22 protein-coding genes are annotated in these 18,339 nt (G+C 69.3%); 16 read left to right on the forward strand and 6 right to left on the reverse strand.

The window, feature by feature from the left end; all coding sequences use genetic code 11:
- The first annotated feature begins 47 nt into the window (after window positions 1-47).
- Both ACWC09_RS40810 and ACWC09_RS40815 read left to right on the forward strand, forming a co-directional pair.
- On the forward strand, window positions 48-1,187 hold the full coding sequence (locus ACWC09_RS40810) for an acyltransferase family protein (RefSeq protein ID WP_450856123.1): 1,140 nt from the start codon (window positions 48-50) through the stop codon (window positions 1,185-1,187).
- Between the two features lie 12 nt (window positions 1,188-1,199).
- A complete protein-coding gene (locus ACWC09_RS40815; protein WP_450856124.1) occupies window positions 1,200-1,400 on the forward strand; it encodes a hypothetical protein in 201 nt (66 codons plus the stop codon).
- A 28-nt stretch (window positions 1,401-1,428) separates the two neighbouring features.
- On the opposite strand, the gene ACWC09_RS40820 is transcribed toward ACWC09_RS40815, so the two are convergent.
- From ACWC09_RS40820 to ACWC09_RS40830, 3 genes are all read right to left on the reverse strand, one after another.
- Window positions 1,429-2,319 (reverse strand): hypothetical protein, encoded by an 891-nt coding sequence (locus ACWC09_RS40820; protein WP_450856125.1) that lies wholly within the window; start codon window positions 2,317-2,319, stop codon window positions 1,429-1,431.
- A 15-nt stretch (window positions 2,320-2,334) separates the two neighbouring features.
- Window positions 2,335-3,195, reverse strand: coding sequence for a helix-turn-helix domain-containing protein (locus ACWC09_RS40825; protein ID WP_450856126.1), 861 nt, complete (start codon window positions 3,193-3,195; stop codon window positions 2,335-2,337).
- Window positions 3,196-3,401: 206 nt separating this feature from the next.
- Window positions 3,402-3,545, reverse strand: coding sequence for a hypothetical protein (locus ACWC09_RS40830; RefSeq protein ID WP_450856127.1), 144 nt, complete (start codon window positions 3,543-3,545; stop codon window positions 3,402-3,404).
- A 329-nt stretch (window positions 3,546-3,874) separates the two neighbouring features.
- On the opposite strand from ACWC09_RS40830, the gene ACWC09_RS40835 reads away from it, so the two are divergent.
- Window positions 3,875-4,384, forward strand: a complete 510-nt coding sequence (locus tag ACWC09_RS40835; protein ID WP_450856128.1) for an RICIN domain-containing protein — start codon at window positions 3,875-3,877, stop codon at window positions 4,382-4,384.
- Between the two features lie 18 nt (window positions 4,385-4,402).
- Here the strand turns inward: ACWC09_RS40835 and ACWC09_RS40840 are convergent, their stop codons facing one another.
- Window positions 4,403-5,143 carry an IclR family transcriptional regulator gene (locus tag ACWC09_RS40840; protein WP_450856129.1) on the reverse strand — a complete coding sequence of 247 codons (741 nt, stop codon included), beginning with the start codon at window positions 5,141-5,143 and terminating at the stop codon, window positions 4,403-4,405.
- Window positions 5,144-5,324: 181 nt separating this feature from the next.
- On the opposite strand from ACWC09_RS40840, the gene ACWC09_RS40845 reads away from it, so the two are divergent.
- A complete protein-coding gene (locus ACWC09_RS40845) occupies window positions 5,325-8,219 on the forward strand; it encodes an AfsR/SARP family transcriptional regulator (RefSeq protein ID WP_450856130.1) in 2,895 nt (964 codons plus the stop codon).
- Between the two features lie 30 nt (window positions 8,220-8,249).
- On the opposite strand, the gene ACWC09_RS40850 is transcribed toward ACWC09_RS40845, so the two are convergent.
- Complete coding sequence (locus ACWC09_RS40850; protein ID WP_450856131.1) at window positions 8,250-9,413, reverse strand: hypothetical protein; 1,164 nt, start codon at window positions 9,411-9,413, stop codon at window positions 8,250-8,252.
- Entirely contained in the window at window positions 9,410-12,019 is a 2,610-nt protein-coding gene (locus tag ACWC09_RS40855) for a hypothetical protein (RefSeq protein ID WP_450856132.1), read from the reverse strand. The genes ACWC09_RS40850 and ACWC09_RS40855 overlap by 4 nt, the downstream gene beginning before the upstream one ends.
- A 475-nt stretch (window positions 12,020-12,494) precedes the next feature.
- On the opposite strand from ACWC09_RS40855, the gene rpsJ reads away from it, so the two are divergent.
- From rpsJ to rplN, 12 genes are all read left to right on the forward strand, one after another.
- Window positions 12,495-12,803 (forward strand): 30S ribosomal protein S10, encoded by a 309-nt coding sequence (gene rpsJ, locus ACWC09_RS40860; RefSeq protein ID WP_003948644.1) that lies wholly within the window; start codon window positions 12,495-12,497, stop codon window positions 12,801-12,803.
- 18 nt (window positions 12,804-12,821) lie between these two features.
- Window positions 12,822-13,466, forward strand: a complete 645-nt coding sequence (gene rplC, locus ACWC09_RS40865) for a 50S ribosomal protein L3 (protein WP_210572712.1) — start codon at window positions 12,822-12,824, stop codon at window positions 13,464-13,466.
- A 7-nt stretch (window positions 13,467-13,473) separates the two neighbouring features.
- Window positions 13,474-14,130, forward strand: coding sequence for a 50S ribosomal protein L4 (gene rplD, locus ACWC09_RS40870; RefSeq protein WP_450856133.1), 657 nt, complete (start codon window positions 13,474-13,476; stop codon window positions 14,128-14,130).
- Complete coding sequence (gene rplW / locus ACWC09_RS40875; protein WP_359016919.1) at window positions 14,130-14,549, forward strand: 50S ribosomal protein L23; 420 nt, start codon at window positions 14,130-14,132, stop codon at window positions 14,547-14,549. The genes rplD and rplW overlap by 1 nt, the downstream gene beginning before the upstream one ends.
- A gap of 38 nt (window positions 14,550-14,587) precedes the next feature.
- Entirely contained in the window at window positions 14,588-15,424 is an 837-nt protein-coding gene (gene rplB / locus ACWC09_RS40880) for a 50S ribosomal protein L2 (protein WP_450856134.1), read from the forward strand.
- A gap of 12 nt (window positions 15,425-15,436) precedes the next feature.
- Complete coding sequence (rpsS, locus tag ACWC09_RS40885) at window positions 15,437-15,718, forward strand: 30S ribosomal protein S19 (protein ID WP_007384069.1); 282 nt, start codon at window positions 15,437-15,439, stop codon at window positions 15,716-15,718.
- A gap of 44 nt (window positions 15,719-15,762) precedes the next feature.
- A complete protein-coding gene (gene rplV / locus ACWC09_RS40890; protein WP_003974262.1) occupies window positions 15,763-16,110 on the forward strand; it encodes a 50S ribosomal protein L22 in 348 nt (115 codons plus the stop codon).
- Window positions 16,110-16,934, forward strand: a complete 825-nt coding sequence (rpsC, locus tag ACWC09_RS40895) for a 30S ribosomal protein S3 (protein ID WP_062023386.1) — start codon at window positions 16,110-16,112, stop codon at window positions 16,932-16,934. The genes rplV and rpsC overlap by 1 nt, the downstream gene beginning before the upstream one ends.
- A 5-nt stretch (window positions 16,935-16,939) precedes the next feature.
- The gene (gene rplP, locus ACWC09_RS40900; protein ID WP_007494765.1) at window positions 16,940-17,359 is read left to right on the forward strand and encodes a 50S ribosomal protein L16; all 420 of its coding nucleotides are present in this window, start codon (window positions 16,940-16,942) and stop codon (window positions 17,357-17,359) included.
- Entirely contained in the window at window positions 17,359-17,583 is a 225-nt protein-coding gene (gene rpmC / locus ACWC09_RS40905) for a 50S ribosomal protein L29 (RefSeq protein ID WP_003998824.1), read from the forward strand. The genes rplP and rpmC overlap by 1 nt, the downstream gene beginning before the upstream one ends.
- A complete protein-coding gene (gene rpsQ, locus ACWC09_RS40910; protein ID WP_007384073.1) occupies window positions 17,583-17,870 on the forward strand; it encodes a 30S ribosomal protein S17 in 288 nt (95 codons plus the stop codon). Before rpmC ends, rpsQ begins: the two co-directional genes overlap by 1 nt.
- A 98-nt stretch (window positions 17,871-17,968) precedes the next feature.
- The gene (gene rplN, locus ACWC09_RS40915) at window positions 17,969-18,337 is read left to right on the forward strand and encodes a 50S ribosomal protein L14 (protein WP_003998823.1); all 369 of its coding nucleotides are present in this window, start codon (window positions 17,969-17,971) and stop codon (window positions 18,335-18,337) included.
- Window positions 18,338-18,339: the final 2 nt, after the last annotated feature.

Raw genomic sequence — 18,339 nt, forward strand, 5'->3', positions numbered from 1 at the left:
GCCCTAGCGTGAGGGGGTTCGAGCAGCCAGACAGGGGATGATCGTTGATGTCCGTGATGGTCGACCGGCCGACGCAGCAGCTGCGAACGGTGCGGGTCCACCGTCAGAGATCCCCGCTCCGCCGCGAACGCCCACGCCTGTACGCCATCGACGGCATCCGTCTCGTCGCCGCGCTGATGGTCGCGGTGCACCACTACGCCGGCAGCTGGCGGGTCGACCAGCCGGGCAACGCGGTGTGGGACCGGCCGGCGTCCGAGATCATGCCGACCGTGTTCCGCTTCGCCGCCTACGGCTGGATCGGCGTCGAGATCTTCTTCGTGATCAGCGGCTTCGTGATCTGCATGTCCTGCTGGGGGCGTACGCCCCGCCAGTTCTTCGTCTCGCGGGTGATCCGGCTCTACCCGGCCTACTGGTTCGGCATCGTCTTCACGACGGCCGTGGTGGTGGCGCTGCCGGGTGTCTGGGACCGGCTGAAGCTGCGCGACATCCTCCTCAACTTCACGATGCTGCAGTCCGGTTCGGGCGTGGACAGTGTCGACGGGGTGTACTGGACGCTCTGGTCGGAGCTGCGCTTCTACCTGCTGTTCCTGGTCGTGGTGGCCACCGGGCCGACGTACCGCAAGGTGGTCCTGTTCTGCTGCGCGTGGGGCGCGGCGGCGATGCTGGCTCCGGTGGCGAAGTTCCAGCCGCTGACGCTGGCGGCGAATCCGGAGGGCGCCTGGTTCTTCATCGCCGGCCTGGCCCTGTACCTGATGCACCGCTTCGGCCAGGACCTGCTGCTGTGGGGAATCCTGGCGATGGCCTGGCTGATGGGGCAGCGGCAACTGGGCCTGCGGATCGACGACACCGAGCATGTGTCGGGGTGGCGGGGGAGTGTCGTGATCTTCACGGTGTTCCTGCTGGTGATGGTCGCGATCGCGCTGGGGGCGACGGACCGGGTGCGGTGGAAGTGGCTGGTGACGGCGGGAAGTCTGACGTATCCGCTGTATCTGCTGCACTACGTGGCCGGTACGACGGTCATCAGCCGGTTGCGGGGCACGCTGGACGCGCGACTGCTGGTGGCGGTCGTCATCGCCGGGTTCCTGGTGCTGAGCTGGGCGGTGCACCGGTTGGTGGAGGTGCCGGTGGCGCGGGTGCTGAAGCGGGGGTTGGACGTGTCGTTCGCGCGGTTGCGTAGTGCGGCCTGATCATGTCGCGGGTTGGTCTGCCCCCTCCCATTTGGCACCACACAAGAGGACACCGACTCCTTCAAGGCGGTCAAGAAGGTCACCGCGAACAGTTCGGGCGCGCTGAAGACGACGGTCACCGCGGCCGTCGACGGTTCGTGGCGGTGGGCGTACGGCGGCAACGGCACGACCGGGGCCACGACCAGCGGAGCGGACTACGTGGGCGCGCGCTGACGCGGACGCGAGGGCGGGGGCGAGGGGCTCAGGCGTCGTCGGCCGCGAAGATCTCTTCTGCGGAGGGCGCGACGGCGGCGCGGGTGAGCCAGCGGCGCAGGAGGTCGGGGTCGGTGCAGGCGGTGATGCGTTCGCGGATCTCGGCGGGGACGTCGATGCCGCGGGCTTCCAGGACGACAAGGATGTCCTCGACACGGCCTTGCAGGCGGCCTTCGTCCCGGATCTCCTCGGAGATGTACGACTTGTAGAAGGAAAGGTCCACGGCCACCAGGTTCCTCCAGAGTTCTGCGGCCCGGCGGCTGCTGCCCAGGCCCTGTGCGACGAATTCGATGATGGGGTCTGCGACGGCCTCGGGCACGGTCTGCAGAGCTGTGGACAGGGCCTCCAGTATCCCATTGACCACCGGTCCTTTCGCGTGGGTAATGGCGGACAGTGTTGCCAGCGGCAGGTCGGCTGCGGCTTCGGCCGAGTCGGTGATCACCGGCATGTTGTGCGGTCCCGCCACGAGAGGGCGCAGGGTCAGTGCGGGCCACTGCCGGGGGCCCAGGGACGTCGGCCGGGCGGCCCATTCGGCTGTGGCCCGGTCCTGGCAGACGACCAGCAACAGCACCGGGAGCTTGTACTTGGTGCTGAGGAACGACAGGTAGTAGGCCCAGGTGGAGGGCTTGTCCGCGACCTTCTTGCCCTGGGATTCGATGGCCAGCAGGAAGGAGTCGTCACCGTCCTCGCCGTCGCAGTCGAAGCGCAGCAGTGTGTCCACGCGGCGTTCGACGGGGCGGGCCTCGGTGAGGTCGGTCGGCATGATCGTGACGGATTTCGGCGGGGCGAAATCGAGGTCGAGGGCTCGGGAGACTCCGGCGAACAGGTTCGGATACTCCTGGAAGATGCGGTGCATCGCCTCGTGAGGCGGGCTGACCATGTGGTTCCTTCGTACTCAGGTGCAGTGATGCCGGGCCGAGCAGGAGCCGCAGCGGCCTGGTTCCGGGCCGCGGAAGGCGCGGTCGCAGTCGTCGCAGTTCCGGAGTGGGTGCCGGACGGGCGGCCGTGCTGCGGGGGCTCGGAACGGGGGCGGGGGCGGGAGCAGGGCCGTGAGGCGGTGGGCCAGGAGGGCAGCCGGTCGGCGTAGGCCTTCGGGCGGCAGGTCCGCTGTCAGTGCCTCTCGTACGGCGGTGGGGCTGACCTCGCGTTCCAACCAGGCGGCGACGCCCGCGGCCAAGTGGGCCGTGTCGCAGGTGGAGAGGAGAAGGCGCGGGTCGTGGGTGCGGAGGCCGACGAGGAGGTCGGTGGCCATCCGGAGGAGGGCGGGTGCGGGGTACGCCGGGTGCGGTACGGCGGGCAGCGGCTTGCGCGGGGTTCGCTTCTTCCGGGGTGCGGGGGCGTGCGAGTCGACAGGGGCCGCGTGCCGGTGACCGGGCCGGTTGCAGGAGATCGTGCGGGTGATGATGCGGCCGGCCGGCGTTCGGGTGCGCTCGCGGCGCAGATAGCCGTGGGCCTCCAACTCGCGGAGGGCTGCGGCGATACGCGTTCTGCCCTCGGGAAAGCGGGCGGCCAGGGTCTTGACGTCGACGCGGGCGCCTTTGGGAAGCGACTGGATGTAGACCGCGAGGCCGATCGCGAGGCCCGACAGCTCCGGGTGCTGGGCCAGGTGGTTGCCGATCACCGTGAAGCGGGTGGTGTGGCGGGCGTTGTCGTGGATCAGACCGCCGTGGGGGCTTTCCGGGTCCCGGTCCGGGTGGTTGTTGGTGGCAACGCGGGACTGGGCGTGCGGGGGCACGCTAGGGTTTTGGGTGTCCATCGGGAAGGTGGCTTCTTCCTTGGTGGTCAGGCCCTCGCATTGGGATGCCAGTCCCGGCGGGGGCCGTCGCATGTCTGCGGTTGTGTTGCGCTGAGCGTAGGGCAGGCAACCGGGCCGAAATCCAGCTGAGTTGGTGATGTTCACTCGGGCGGGTGAGTGCCGGCCGTGGGCGGGAGGGGTGGGGTTTGGTGGGGGTCCTTTCCCTCTCAAGTCCTTTGGGAAAGGCGGCCCTTGGCGCCGGAGACCGCATTCTTGACGCCCGGTGAGATGCCCCAGCGGTCGGCGAGGGCGTCCACGACGGGGTCGTCCGTCGCCTCGACACGGGTTGCTGCAGACGTCCGACTACGCACGGGCTCTCCTCCGGACGCGGCGGCCCGTGTACACGTCGGGCCAGGCGGTCTTCGAACGGGATCTGGGGCCCCGAACTCAGCTTCGTCCTGAAGTTCGCCGACGGCTCGGCGGCGGGGCGTTCGCCCGTGGTGGCGGGCGGCCGACCGGTCAACGGGCCCACCACCGGCCCCACCTTCCAGGTCACCCCGTCCGCCTGGGCCGTCTTCACGGCTTCGGTGAAGTGACCGCCCGTTCGATCCGCTGAGCGGAACAGGACACGACACCCGGCTCCCGGCGCACCAAGCTGCACAGCGCAGTGAACGTCCAGCGAGAGAGCCGGAGAAGACATATGTCCAGACGACGTGCCCTGTTGGCGTTACTCGCCGCGGTTTTCGCGATGCTCGGCGTCGCCGCGGTCAGCACACCGGCCCAGGCGGCCGGGTTCACCCCGATCAACATCTGGAAGTCGAGCCACTGTCTCGACAACGCCACCGAGAACTGGTCGAAGCTCCAGATGTGGAACTGCACCGGCGGTTCCGAGCAGAAGTGGCTGGAGGGGTTCGACACCACTACGAGCTACTTCACCTTCACCAACCAGAACACCGGACGGTGCATCACCGCGCCGTCCTCGGGGACAGGCACGGTCACGATGGCGTTCTGCAACGCCGCCGCGACCAACCAGCAGTGGCGGGTCTACTACGCGGACAACCCGGAGGGCCCGCCCTCGGGCTGGTACGACGTCTGGCAGAACGTGTCGAGCGGGTACTGCATGACGACACCCAGCGTGGGCAACGGCACGCTCATCCAGACGACGGTCTGTGATCCGTCGGACCTGTACGACAGGTGGCACCAGCAGTAGGACCGTTGGGGGCGGTCGTCAGCGGTGGCCCAGCGCCGCGCTGACCGCCGCCCCCGCGCGCCGTGCCGCGTCGGCGAGCCGTTCCAGACGGTGTGCGGGATCGGTCAGGACGCTCAGCGCGGCCACCGGCGCGTGGCTCGCCCCGCCCGCGCCGTACAGCGGTACGGCCACACAGCACACCCCCGCCAGCACCTCCTCCCGGTCGAAGGCGGCGCCCAGGTCCCGGATCGCCGCCGCCTCGCGCTGCCAGGGACCGGGCAGCGGGTCGAGCGGGAGGCCGGAGTCCGCGCCGGCGACCAGGACCTTGCCGGCCGCGGTGTACCAGGGCCAGGTCGCCTCGCCGTCGGGCGGGCCACCGGACGCGGCCGAGCCGGGCGTCCAGTCCAGGACCAGGGTGTGGCCCTGCCACAGGACGTTGAGGCCCACCGCCATGCCGGTGGCGGCGGCCAGCCGTCGTGCGGGTTCCCGTGCCGCCGCCCGTAGCCCCGGGAACGGTTGCCAGCGCCGCCCGAGCTGGAACACGCCCGGCCCGATCCCGTAGCCGACGCCGCTGCGCTGCACCGCGCCCAGGTCGGCCAGCTGCTCCAGCAGCCGGTACGCGGTCGTCTTGGGCAGTCCGCACTCCGCCGCCAGCCTGCTCAGTCGTGCTCCTTCGGCCCGCTCCACCGCTCTCAGCAGCGCGAACGCACCCTCCAGCACTCCGCGCCCGCTCGCCCCGGTCGTGGGCGCGGACGCGGACGCCGATGTCGCCTGGTTCATCGGTCGGTCCCCTGTTTTCCCCGTTTTCCCCTGTTTCCCCGTGGTGGTCGCGCGCCTCCCGCACCCCCGTGACGGGAGGCGCCCGACAAGGGTGGGGGTCGGGTGTGGGCCGGGATGTTGCCGAAAGGTTGTCGCCCTCCGTTCTCATGCGGGCATTCTGTGAAGAAAATGTGCGCTGGGGGTGGAACTCTTGGTTCAGTTACGGCTGTTGGGACCGGTCGAGCTCGAAGTGCGGGGGCAGTTGGTGGAGCTGGGCCCACCGCAGCGCCGTACCGTGGTGGCCGCTCTCGCGGTGGACGCCGGGCGGCCGGTCCCGGTCGACGTGCTGACCGAGAGGGTGTGGGGCGTGGCTGCGCCGCCCGGTGCGCGGCGCGCGCTGCACGCCCACATCGCCCGGATCAGGCGGGTGTGCGAGCAGACGGGCGACGCCGGGGAGGAGGCTTTACGGCTCCTGCGGCGCTCCGGTGGATATCAGCTCCAGGCGGGTCCGGACCAGGTGGACGTGCACCTCTTCCGTCGGCTGGACGGTCTGGCCCGGCAGCCCGGACAGCCCGCCGGCACCCAGGTGTCGCTGCTGCGTGAGGCGCTCGCCCTCTGGCGCGGCGAGCCGCTGTCCGGGCTGGTCGGGCCGTGGGCCGAGCGGGTGCGTCAGACCTGGCGCCGTCGGCGGATCGACGCCGCCGTCCTGCTGGCCGAGCTGGAGTTGCGCGAAGGCGATCCCGCAGCCGTCGTGGAGCCGCTGACCGAACTGCTGGAGGAGCACCCCCTGGTGGAGCCGCTGGCCGAGACCCTGATGAGAGCGCTGCACGCCGTGGGGGACAGCGCCGGAGCGCTGCGCTGTTTCGCCGAGATCCGGCAGCGGCTGGCGGAGGAACTGGGCGCGGATCCGGGGGAGCGGCTCAGCGGGACCCACGAGGCGATTCTGCGGGGGCGTCCGGCCGGAGCGGTCCGCCCGGCCCGAAGAGCCGGCTCGTCAGCACCGCGAACGACCGCTGCCGTGTCGCGTACGACACCTTCCGCGGCTGCTGCCGATGTCACCGACTCCGCTCCTGGCCCGCGCGACATCCCCGCCCAACTCCCCATGGGCATAGGACACTTCACCGGCCGCGCCGAAGAGCTCGCCCGGCTGGACGACCTGCTCGCCGAGGTCGAGCGGCAGCCGACGGCGGTCGTGGTCTCGGCGTTGTCCGGCACCGCGGGCGTCGGCAAGACCGCGTTGGCCGTGCACTGGGCGCGGCAGGCGCGGGCGGCCTTCCCGGACGGGCAGGTCTATGTGAACCTGCGTGGATTCGACCCGGGTGGCGCGGCCGTGGGCGTGGCCGAGGTGGTCCGCGGCTTTCTCGACGCCTTCGGGGTGCCCGCGAACCGTGTCCCGCGAGGCCTGGACGCCCAGGCGGCGCTGTACCGCAGCCTGCTGGCCGGCCGACGGGTGCTGATCGTGCTCGACAACGCGCGGGACGCGGAGCAGGTCCGCCCGCTGCTGCCCGGCGCGCCCGGCTGTCTGGCGCTGATCACCAGCCGCAACCGGCTGACCGGGCTGGCGGCGGCCGAGGGCGCGCATCTGCTGCCGGTCGACCTGCTCACCCCGGCCGAGGCCCGCGAGCTGCTGGCCGGTCGGCTCGGTGCCGTCCGGGTGGCCGCCGAGCCCGCGGCGGTGGACGAGATCGTCGTGCAGTGCGCGGGGCTGCCGCTGGCTCTCGCGGTCGTGGCCGCCCGTGCGGCCGGCCGGCCGGGCCTGCCGCTGACCGGCCTCGCCGACGAACTGCGGACGGCAGACCGTCGCCTGGACCCGCTGGACGGCGACGACGCGCTGACCGCCGTACGGTCGGTGTTCCAGTGGTCGTACCGGATGCTGAGCCCCGAGGGCGCCCGGCTGTTCCGGCTGCTCGGCCTGCACCCCGGGCCCGACACCGCCGCCCCGGCCGCCGCGGCCCTGGCCGGGATCACCGTCGCCGGGGCCGGGGACCTGCTCGCCGAACTGACCGAGGCGCAGCTGCTCACCGAGCACAGGCCCGGCCGGTTCACCGCGCACGACCTGCTGCGCGCGTACGCCGCCGAGCTGGCCGTCGTACACGACAGTGACGCCGCTCGGCACTCCGCCACGCACCGTCTGCTGGACCACTACCTGCACACCGCCTACGCCGCCGACGCCCTGCTGACCCGGCGGCGGGACCCGATGACCCTCGCCCCGGCCGTGCCCGGGGCGCTGCCCGGACGCCCCGCCGGCCAGGAGGAAGCGCTGGCCTGGTTCAGCGCCGAGTACCCCGTGCTGCTGTCCGCGGTGCAGCGCCGGCAGCCCGGTTTCGACACCCACACCTGGCAGCTCGCCGTGACGCTCGGCACCTTCCTGGAGCGGCAGGGGCACTGGCAGGCCCTGGCCGCCGCCCATACCGCGGCCCTGGAGACCGCACGGCGCAGCCACGACCAGCCGGGGCAGGCCAACGCGCACCGCGGGCTCGGGCTGGCGTGGCACCGGCTGGAGCGTCCCGACCTCAGCCGCGAGCACTATCTGCTCGGCCTCGGCCTGTTCCGGGAGCTGGGCAACCCCGCCGGGCAGGCCCGGATCCACCAGAACCTGGCCATCGCGGCATCGGCCCGGGGCGTCCACAAGGAGGCGCTGGAGCACGCCCGGCTGAGCCTCGACCACTTCCGCGCCGCGCACGACCGGGGCGGCCAGGCCATCGCGCTGAACGAGATCGGCTGGTACCTCGCCAAGCTCGGCGAACACCGCGAGGCGCTCGCGTACTGCCGGCAGGCGCTCGCCGCCGTACAGGAGATCGGGGACCTCAACGGAGAGGCGCACACCTGGGACAGCCTGGGGTACGTCCACCGCCTCCTCGGGCGGTTCACGGAGGCGGTGGAGTGTTACGAGCAGGCGCTGCGGCTGTTCCGCAAGACGGGTGACCGGCGCAGTGAGGCGCTCGGGCTGGCCTACCTCGGCGACACCCACGAGGCCGCCGCCGATCCCGGCGCGGCGGAGCTGGCCTGGAGCAGGGCGCTGGCGGTCTTCGACGAGCTGGGGCTTGCGGAGGCCGGCCCGCTGCGCGACAAGCTCCGCCGCAGGCCGGCCCCTTGACGCTCGTATCGCTCGTAGCGCTCGGGTTCGTCAGGGCAGTTCCAGGATCGTGTCGATGATCCCCTGGGCGTAGTTCTGCAGTTCCCTGGAGCGTTTCTGGCTGAACCGCTTGGTGAAGCCGGGCGACTTCACGAACTTCCGCCCCTTGTTGCCGGCGGCCCGTTCCTCCGGTGTCGGCGGCACGATCAGGGGGTCCCCCTTCTCGTCCACCACCTGGACCCCGTCGAGGAAGGCCCAGCTCTCGTTGTCGTCCTTCACCTCGATGGTGAACACCGGTGCGCCGGACCGTGTGCCCAGGCCCTGGACGGCGACGTCGACCGGGCCCCAGTCGCCCAGCGAGAAGGCCTGGGGCGTGCCGCCTTCCTTGGCGTAGTGGACGACGGGGAGCGGCTCGGCCACGTGGTTGCCGCGGACGAGCGTCGCGTCCAGGGCGGCGACGGCCTTCGCGGCCTTCAGACAGAGGGCGTCGTCCTTGCGGCCGAGGTCGGTGCGGGCCGAGTCGAATCGCTGGTCCTTCTCCTCGCTCAGGGTGGGGAAGGCCGGGTCGTGGAGCGAGTCGAACTTGCAGGGCTCCAGGTCGAACTGCGGGCAGTCCTTGCCGAGTTGGTATCTGGGGTCCACGAAGATGCCCGGGAAGTTCGTCCCCTTGATCGCGGTGACCTCGTCCCAGTCCTTGATCTGCTTGTCGGTCAGACCGTTCTGGGCCCGGGTGCTCTTCAGGTCGTCGCGCGTCCGCGGCCGTTTGCCGTGCACGCTGACGATCCTGACCGGCTTGAACTGCTCGACGAACTGGATGACGTACCGGATCTCGGCGAGCTGGGGGACCGTCTGCTTGGCGATGCGCAGCTCGACCCCGTTCCGGTCGATCAGCAGCCCGTTCTTGAGCGCGCTCAACGGCTGTCCCGGCGGCGGGAAATGACGTGCGGGAAACAGGGTCTGGCCCTGGATCCTCACCTCCCGCGAGCCGCTCGCGTCTCCGGACCGCCACTCCTCCGTCCGCGCGGCCACCCCCCGCTGGGGAAACACGTCCGGAACCACCACCGCCCCGAACCGCGTCGGCCTGCTCCGCGCCGCCAGCTTGGTGCGGATCCAGTGCGCCACCTCGATACCGCTCTGCTCGCTCTCGTGGATGCCGGCCACGATCAGGACGAACTGCGGTTCGGAGCCGTAGAAGACGTACGAGTTCGCGGTCACTGCGGGGTCCAGTTGCCGTGGGCGTCGAGCTTTCCGAAGTCCGGGACCCATTTGCCGCCCACCACCCGGCCGGGCACCCAGACGTCGTGGCCGTCGACCACGAACTTGTGCCAGTCCGGCAGGGTCTCGTCCGCCCGGAGCTGGATGAGGCTGGTCGGGAGGGTGACCTCCCAGGGGTCGCCCTGCGGCACCTCGTCGCCCGGCGCGTCGTCGCGGGCGCGGATCTCCTCGGTGATCGGGAGGTAGTCGGTGTCGGTGATGCCGGGCACGGCACCGCCGTTCCAGATCCGGCCGGTCATGAGGAAGTACCGTACGTCGCCTTCGAGTTGGGGGCGTACCGGTACGACGACCCGGGCGGCGCCCGCCTTGAGGAACTCGGCGAACAGCGGGTCCGGGTCGTCCGCGAGGGCGTTCGCGTACCAGGTCTCCCGGCGGGCCCAGTAGTACGGGTAGAACAGGTACATCATGTGTTCCCACTCGAAGGCCTGCTCGAAGAAGCGGATGAACGCCTCCTGGTCGGCGCCGACGACCGCCGGGTTCGGGCGTGGCGGGACGTTCGGGCGAGGGAAGACGGGACCGGCGGGGTTCACCCTCACGTCGTCCAGGTCGGCGTCGTAGAGATCGGTGCCGGAGAGCAGGGAGATGCAGGACTTCTTCAGCTCCGCGCGCTCGATCAGCCTGTTCTGCGCCGGGTTCTTGCCGAGCGAGGCGGCCGCCGCCTGCACCGCCTTGGCCTTCAGCTTGTCCTCGTAGCTGCTGACCAGGTTCTCGTGGGCGTTGACCAGCGCGTTGTAGGTGTCCAGGCGCCACTGCTCCAGCGCCGCGTCGGTCCGTACGCAGGTCACGTCGACGGTGACCGCGAAGTCCCGGGCCTGCTGGGTCTCGACGGCGATGGGGAGGGTCCCCTGTTCGTTGATCGACGTGTCGAGCGGGTCGGGCAGCAGAGCGGCGTTGGGCGGCAGCGGGCCGACGCCCTTGCACTCGAAGCGGTGCTTGCCGACGAACACCCACATCCGCTCGTCGCCGTCCTCCTCCTCGAAGAGGGTGAAGGCGCCCTGCGCGGTGATGGCGGAGGCCTGGTAGCCCTGCGGGATGGTCAGCTCGTCGACGGCCGCGAGGTGGTCGTGGTCGTCCTTGTTGCCGGTGAGGCTCTTGGAGACGGTGGTGACGGGCTCCGGGGGAGCGTTGACGCCGAGGGCGCCGTACTTGCCCATGAGGGTGCCGTAGTACGTGACCGAGGCGGGCTCCGGCGCCACGTCGCCCGGCGTGAGGGGGCGGGAGACGACGCCCGGCTTGAGGAGGCCGTTGTCGCCGAGGTCGCCGGGCTGGACCGGGCGCCAGTGGGTCGGGGAGGCGTTGTCGGCGACCAGGGCGAAGGGCTCCGGCGGGAGGAGTGTCTCCTTGACGTCCTTCGCGGTGACGGCGTCGACGACGAAGGCCGCGGGCTCGGGGACCATGAGGTCGAACATGAGGCGGCTGCCGTAGTTGAAGGTCTGGGCCTCGTAGATCTTGTTCAGCCACTGGTAGACGCCGATGACGTTGGTGGCGCCCTGCTGGATGTTCTCGAACGAGTGCAGTTCCCGGTCCTTGAGCACCTCGATGGTGCGGGCCGTCTCCTGCCGGCGCATGGTTTCGGTGACCTTGGTCGCGGCCCGGCTCGTCACGTCCCGCGCGTGGTCCGTGGCCGCCTTCGACGACTCCTCCTTCGACAGCTTGTAGGCCACGCTGGCGTTCGCGTTGATCTCCACGGCGCCGTACTTCGCGGAGACGTTCACGCCGCCGTTGACCGACAGGTCCTCGCTGACGGTGTTCTGCACCTCGTTCTTGAAGTCGAACCGCTCGGTCACGTCGAGCGAGGTGGTCGTCTCCGTCGTCTTGGAGGTCTCCGTCACCACGGTGGTGTCGACGGTCAGGTTGTGGTGGGTGAGCTTCTCCCGCTTCTCGCCGCGCAGGATGTTCTCGATGGTGGCGACATCCCCGCCCTCGTACCGCTTGAGGTGCTGCTTGACGACGAGCAGGTCCCCGACACCGACCGGCTGCGGCAGGCCCGTCCGTAACGGGAACACCGCGGTCGGCAGGACGAGGGTCTCGCTGAGCGAGCGCTGGATCTCGCCTGCGCTCTCCAGGGAGGCGTCCGCGGCCGCGACCCGCGCGATCAGACCCGTCAGACGGGCGAGCCGGGCGAGGTCCGAGATCGGGTGCGAGCGCGAGGCCGGCAGCAGGAAGACGGCGATGATCGTGTCGCGCACGTTCTGCAGGAAGGTCTTGTACGCCGCGTCGGTGACCAGTACCTGCGCGGTCCTGCCGAAGCCCGCCTTGATCACGGCGCCCAGATCCGCGGTGTGCTGTGCCGTGCCGGCGGTGGCGGCGAGCTTGTCGAAGGCGTCCTGGTTCGGGACGGCGTCGCTGTCCTTGATGAACCCCGGGCCGTAGTCGCCGTTGACGAAGCCGGCGGCGATCGCCTGTGCGGTGTCGACCGGGCTCTCGCTCTGGCGGGCCGAGGCCAGCGCCTTCTGGAACGCGCTGGCGGTCTGCAGGTCGACGGAGTGGGCGGGCTGGGTGCGAGCGGGCGCGCGCAGCGCGACGAAGCGGAACAGATCAGTCACTATTTCCCCCGGTTTTCCCCGTTTCACGCACGTCGTGCGTGTACGCAGAGTGTTCACCCGGGACGGTGTTGATCGGTACCCCTGCGGACCTGTGTTTGACGTGCGTCACGCCCGGGGTATTCTCTCCGGCTCGATTGGCCAGGCCCCTGCCCCATATGGCAGACTGTCCGAGTTGCTCGGTCGAGTGTTGATGCTGCGCGCCTCCCGCCGGGAGGACCGGAAGCGAGTCCCACAGTACTCGTCGCCCTAACTGCCCTCGGGCAGCGCTGGGGCGGACGTACGGGAATCTTTCGGGAAGTGTCAGTGCGGCACTGGCCAGGCACCCGGTGAACCTCTTTCCCAAGACAAGGGATGTTCGAACAAGGGACATCTGTGTCAGCGGGAGCACGACACGCCCGACCGCGTGGGTCGGAGGGTGAGTGTGCGGAGGGCCGGGTTCCAGAGCGTGAAACAGACGAAGGACTACTGAGTAGCCATGGCGGGACAGAAGATCCGCATCCGGCTCAAGGCCTACGACCACGAGGTCATCGACTCCTCGGCGAAGAAGATCGTCGAGACGGTGACCCGCACTGGTGCGTCGGTCGCGGGCCCGGTGCCGCTGCCCACTGAGAAGAACGTGTACTGCGTCATCAAGTCGCCGCACAAGTACAAGGACTCGCGCGAGCACTTCGAGATGCGCACGCACAAGCGCCTGATCGACATCCTCGACCCGACGCCCAAGACCGTTGACTCTCTGATGCGACTCGACCTTCCGGCCGGTGTCGACATCGAGATCAAGCTCTGAGGGCCGGTGATCTGAGAGATGACCAAGCAGATCAAGGGCATCCTGGGCGAGAAGCTCGGCATGACGCAGGTGTGGGACGAGAACAACCGTGTTGTTCCGGTCACCGTCGTCAAGGCCGGCCCGAACGTCGTCACCCAGGTGCGTACGAACGACAGCGACGGCTACGAGTCGGTCCAGATCGCCTTCGGCGAGATCGACCCGCGCAAGGTGAACAAGCCCCTCAAGGGCCACTTCGCCAAGGCCGACGTCACTCCCCGCCGCCACCTCGTCGAGATCCGTACCGCTGACGCCAGCGAGTACACCCTCGGCCAGGAGATCACCGCCGAGGTGTTCGAGGCCGGCATCAAGGTCGACGTGACCGGCAAGAGCAAGGGCAAGGGCTTCGCCGGTGTCATGAAGCGTCACAACTTCAAGGGCCTCGGCGCCGGACACGGCACCCAGCGCAAGCACCGCTCGCCCGGTTCCATCGGTGGCTGCGCCACCCCGGGCCGCGTGTTCAAGGGCCTCCGCATGGCGGGTCGCATGGGCAACGAGCGTGTCACCACCCAGAACCTGACCGTCCACGCCGTTGACGCGGAGAAGGGTCTGCTGCTCATCAAGGGCGCGGTTCCCGGTCCGAACGGCGGCCTCGTCCTGGTCCGCACCGCGGCCAAGGGGGCCTGAGGTACCGATGAGCACTGTTGACATCCTTTCGCCTGCGGGCGAGAAGACCGGTAGCGTCGAGCTCCCCGCGGAGATCTTCGGCGTGGAGAAGATCAGCATCCCGCTGCTTCACCAGGTCGTCGTCGCGCAGAACGCCGCTGCCCGCCAGGGCACGCACAAGACCAAGCGTCGCGGTGAAGTCCGTGGTGGCGGCAAGAAGCCGTACCGCCAGAAGGGCACCGGCCGCGCCCGTCAGGGCTCGACCCGTGCGCCGCAGTTCGCCGGCGGTGGCGTCGTCCACGGCCCGCAGCCGCGTGACTACTCGCAGCGGACCCCGAAGAAGATGAAGGCCGCGGCCCTGCGCCACGCCCTCACCGACCGGGCCCGCCACAACCGCATCCACGTCGTCTCCGGCGTCGTCGAGGGTGAGAACCCGTCGACGAAGGCCGCCCGGACGCTGTTCGGCAAGATCTCGGAGCGCAAGAACCTGCTCCTGGTCGTCGACCGCGCCGACGAGGCCGCGTGGCTGTCCGCCCGCAACCTGCCCCAGGTCCACATCCTGGAGCCGGGCCAGCTGAACACGTACGACGTTCTCGTCTCGGACGACGTGGTCTTCACCCAGGCCGCTTTCGAGTCCTTCGTGTCTGGCCCCAAGGCCGCTGACACCGAAGGGAGCGAAGCCTGATGGCTACGCGTCACCCGAGCATTGCCTCCAAGGCGGCCAAGGCCGCCAAGGCCGCGCGCGTCGCCAAGGCGCGTCGCCACGCCGCCGAGGGCAAGAACACCGTCGAGACGCCGCTGAGCAAGTCGTACACGGACCCCCGTGACGTGCTGCTCAAGCCGGTCGTGTCGGAGAAGAGCTACGCGCTCCTGGACGAGAACAAGTACACGTTCATCGTCGACCCGAACGCCAACAAGACCCAGATCAAGCAGGCCGTCCAGGCGGTCTTCTCGGTCAAGGTCACCGGGGTCAACACGATCAACCGCATCGGCAAGCGCAAGCGGACCCGCACCGGCTTCGGCCAGCGTGCGGCGACCAAGCGCGCGATCGTGACCCTCGCCGAGGGCGACCGTATCGACATCTTCGGCGGTCCGACCGCGTAAGCGGGTCGGATCGTCCGATATCGGACGAGGACTGAGAAATGGGAATCCGCAAGTACAAGCCGACTACGCCGGGCCGTCGTGGTTCCAGCGTCGCCGACTTCGTCGAGGTCACGCGGTCCACGCCGGAGAAGTCGCTGGTCCGCCCGCTGCACAGCAAGGGCGGCCGTAACAACGCCGGTCGTGTGACCGTTCGCCACCAGGGTGGCGGACACAAGCGCGCCTACCGAGTGATCGACTTCCGTCGTCACGACAAGGACGGCGTGCCGGCGAAGGTCGCGCACATCGAGTACGACCCCAACCGCACCGCGCGCATCGCGCTGCTCCACTACGTGGACGGCGAGAAGCGCTACATCCTGGCGCCCAAGGGTCTGAACCAGGGCGACCGGATCGAGAACGGCCCCGGTGCCGACATCAAGCCCGGCAACAACCTGGCGCTGCGCAACATCCCGGTCGGTACGACGATCCACTCCGTGGAGCTTCGTCCTGGCGGCGGCGCCAAGTTCGCCCGCTCCGCCGGTGCCTCCGTGCAGCTGCTCGCGAAGGAGGGCTCGATGGCCCACCTCCGCATGCCGTCCGGTGAGATCCGCCTGGTCGACCAGCGCTGCCGCGCCACGGTCGGCGAGGTCGGCAACGCCGAGCAGAGCAACATCAACTGGGGCAAGGCCGGCCGCAAGCGCTGGCTGGGCGTCCGCCCGACCGTTCGCGGTGTGGCGATGAACCCGGTTGACCACCCCCACGGTGGTGGTGAGGGCAAGACCTCCGGTGGTCGCCACCCGGTCAGCCCCTGGGGTCAGAAGGAGGGTCGTACTCGTTCGCCGAAGAAGGCTTCGAACAAGTACATCGTCCGCCGCCGCAAGACGAACAAGAAGCGCTAGGAGCGGGTTTAGATGCCGCGCAGTCTCAAGAAGGGGCCCTTCGTCGACGACCACCTGATCAAGAAGGTGGACGCCCAGAACGAAGCCGGTTCCAAGAACGTCATCAAGACCTGGTCCCGTCGCTCCATGATCGTCCCGGCCATGCTCGGCCACACGATCGCGGTGCACAACGGCAAGACCCACATCCCGGTGTTCGTCACCGAGTCGATGGTCGGCCACAAGCTCGGCGAGTTCTCGCCGACGCGCACCTTCCGGGGCCACGTCAAGGACGACCGGAAGTCGAAGCGCCGCTAGTAGCGGATCGCATTCAGACACGTAAGTAACTGAGAGGGACAACCATGGAAGCCAGGGCCCAGGCGCGGTACATCCGCGTTACGCCCATGAAGGCCCGCCGCGTGGTGGACCTTATCCGTGGCATGGACGCCACGGAGGCTCAGGCTGTTCTGCGATTCGCTCCGCAGGCAGCCTCCGTGCCCGTCGGCAAGGTGCTCGACAGCGCCATCGCCAACGCCGCGCACAACTACGACCACACCGACGCCGACAGCCTCTTCATCTCCGAGGCGTACGTCGACGAGGGCCCGACCCTGAAGCGGTTCCGTCCGCGCGCCCAGGGCCGTGCCTACCGGATCCGCAAGCGGACCAGCCACATCACCGTGGTCGTCAGCAGCAAGGAAGGAACCCGGTAATGGGCCAGAAGGTTAACCCGCATGGGTTCCGGCTCGGTGTCACCACGGACTTCAAGTCCCGGTGGTACGCCGACAAGCTGTACAAGGACTACGTCAAGGAAGACGTCGCCATCCGTCGGATGATGACGTCCGGCATGGAGCGCGCCGGCATCTCGAAGGTGGAGATCGAGCGCACCCGTGACCGTGTGCGGGTGGACATCCACACCGCTCGTCCGGGCATCGTCATCGGCCGCCGTGGCGCCGAGGCCGACCGCATCCGCGGTGACCTCGAGAAGCTCACGGGCAAGCAGGTCCAGCTGAACATCCTCGAGGTCAAGAACCCCGAGACCGACGCTCAGCTGGTCGCCCAGGCCGTCGCCGAGCAGCTCTCCTCCCGCGTCTCCTTCCGCCGCGCCATGCGTAAGAGCATGCAGTCGGCGATGAAGGCCGGCGCCAAGGGCATCAAGATCCAGTGCGGTGGCCGCCTCGGCGGCGCCGAGATGTCCCGCTCGGAGTTCTACCGCGAGGGCCGTGTGCCCCTGCACACGCTCCGCGCGAACGTGGACTACGGCTTCTTCGAGGCCAAGACGACCTTCGGCCGCATCGGTGTGAAGGTCTGGATCTACAAGGGCGACGTCAAGAACATCGCCGAGGTCCGCGCCGAGAACGCTGCCGCCCGTGCGGGTAACCGCCCGGCTCGCGGTGGCGGTGCCGACCGCCCGGCCCGTGGTGGCCGCGGTGGCGAGCGGCGCGGTCGCAAGCCGCAGCAGGCTGCCGGCGCCGAGGCCCCCAAGGCCGAGGCCCCCGCCGCCGCTCCGGCTGAGAGCACCGGAACGGAGGCCTGACCGACATGCTGATCCCCCGTAGGGTCAAGCACCGCAAGCAGCACCACCCGGGGCGCAGCGGCGCTGCCAAGGGTGGCACGACGGTTGCGTTCGGCGAGTACGGCATCCAGGCGCTCACCCCGGCGTACGTGACGAACCGTCAGATCGAGGCCGCTCGTATCGCCATGACGCGTCACATCAAGCGTGGTGGCAAGGTCTGGATCAACATCTACCCGGACCGTCCCCTCACCAAGAAGCCCGCCGAGACCCGCATGGGTTCCGGTAAGGGTTCGCCGGAGTGGTGGATCGCCAACGTCAAGCCCGGACGCGTGATGTTCGAGCTGTCGTACCCCAACGAGAAGATTGCGCGTGAGGCTCTTACTCGTGCGGCCCACAAGCTGCCGATGAAGTGCCGGATCGTCAAGCGCGAGGCAGGTGAAGCGTGATGTCGGCCGGTACCAAGGCGTCCGAGCTGCGCGAGCTGGGTGACGAGGAGCTTCTGGCGAAGCTCCGCGAAGCCAAGGAAGAGCTGTTCAACCTCCGCTTCCAGGCGGCGACGGGCCAGCTCGAGAACCACGGCCGGCTCAAGGCCGTCCGTAAGGACATCGCGCGGATCTACACCCTGATGCGTGAGCGCGAGCTGGGCATCGAGACGGTGGAGAGCGCCTGATGAGTGAGAGCAACGTGACTGAGCAGACTGCAGAGGCCCGCGGCTTCCGCAAGACCCGTGAGGGTCTCGTCGTCAGCGACAAGATGGACAAGACCGTCGTCGTCGCCGTCGAGGACCGCGTCAAGCACGCGCTGTACGGCAAGGTCATCCGCCGTACGAACAAGCTCAAGGCTCACGACGAGCAGAACGCCGCGGGTGTCGGCGACCGTGTCCTCCTCGCGGAGACCCGGCCGCTGTCCGCGACGAAGCGCTGGCGCGTCGTCGAGATCCTCGAGAAGGCCAAGTAATTTCCTGCGAGGCACCCCTCGCAGGACAGTTCCGCCAGGCTCCGGGAGCCGCTCGCTGAGCGGCTCCCGGGGAACCGGCAGACAAACAGGAGATAGACGTGATCCAGCAGGAGTCGCGACTGCGCGTCGCCGACAACACTGGTGCGAAGGAAATCCTTTGCATCCGTGTGCTCGGTGGCTCCGGTCGCCGCTACGCGGGCATCGGTGACGTCATCGTCGCCACCGTCAAGGACGCGATCCCCGGTGGCAACGTGAAGAAGGGTGACGTCGTCAAGGCGGTCATCGTTCGCACCGTCAAGGAGCGCCGCCGTCCGGACGGCTCGTACATCCGCTTCGACGAGAACGCCGCCGTCATTCTGAAGAACGACGGCGACCCTCGCGGCACCCGCATCTTCGGCCCGGTCGGGCGTGAGCTGCGCGAGAAGAAGTTCATGAAGATCATCTCGCTGGCTCCGGAGGTGCTGTAAGC

This window comes from Streptomyces sp. NPDC001617 (assembly GCF_053596855.1).

Coding starts and splice junctions, on each gene's coding strand:
- ACWC09_RS40810 (WP_450856123.1), top strand. CDS start 48: ATGTCCGTGATGGTCGACCGGCCGACGCAGCAGCTGCGAACGGTGCGG.
- ACWC09_RS40820 (WP_450856125.1), bottom strand. CDS start 2,319: ATGGTCAGCCCGCCTCACGAGGCGATGCACCGCATCTTCCAGGAGTAT.
- ACWC09_RS40825 (WP_450856126.1), bottom strand. CDS start 3,195: ATGGACACCCAAAACCCTAGCGTGCCCCCGCACGCCCAGTCCCGCGTT.
- ACWC09_RS40835 (WP_450856128.1), top strand. CDS start 3,875: ATGTCCAGACGACGTGCCCTGTTGGCGTTACTCGCCGCGGTTTTCGCG.
- ACWC09_RS40840 (WP_450856129.1), bottom strand. CDS start 5,143: ATGAACCAGGCGACATCGGCGTCCGCGTCCGCGCCCACGACCGGGGCG.
- rpsJ (WP_003948644.1), top strand. CDS start 12,495: ATGGCGGGACAGAAGATCCGCATCCGGCTCAAGGCCTACGACCACGAG.
- rplC (WP_210572712.1), top strand. CDS start 12,822: ATGACCAAGCAGATCAAGGGCATCCTGGGCGAGAAGCTCGGCATGACG.
- rplD (WP_450856133.1), top strand. CDS start 13,474: ATGAGCACTGTTGACATCCTTTCGCCTGCGGGCGAGAAGACCGGTAGC.
- rplW (WP_359016919.1), top strand. CDS start 14,130: ATGGCTACGCGTCACCCGAGCATTGCCTCCAAGGCGGCCAAGGCCGCC.
- rplB (WP_450856134.1), top strand. CDS start 14,588: ATGGGAATCCGCAAGTACAAGCCGACTACGCCGGGCCGTCGTGGTTCC.
- rpsS (WP_007384069.1), top strand. CDS start 15,437: ATGCCGCGCAGTCTCAAGAAGGGGCCCTTCGTCGACGACCACCTGATC.
- rplV (WP_003974262.1), top strand. CDS start 15,763: ATGGAAGCCAGGGCCCAGGCGCGGTACATCCGCGTTACGCCCATGAAG.
- rpsC (WP_062023386.1), top strand. CDS start 16,110: ATGGGCCAGAAGGTTAACCCGCATGGGTTCCGGCTCGGTGTCACCACG.
- rplP (WP_007494765.1), top strand. CDS start 16,940: ATGCTGATCCCCCGTAGGGTCAAGCACCGCAAGCAGCACCACCCGGGG.
- rpmC (WP_003998824.1), top strand. CDS start 17,359: ATGTCGGCCGGTACCAAGGCGTCCGAGCTGCGCGAGCTGGGTGACGAG.
- rpsQ (WP_007384073.1), top strand. CDS start 17,583: ATGAGTGAGAGCAACGTGACTGAGCAGACTGCAGAGGCCCGCGGCTTC.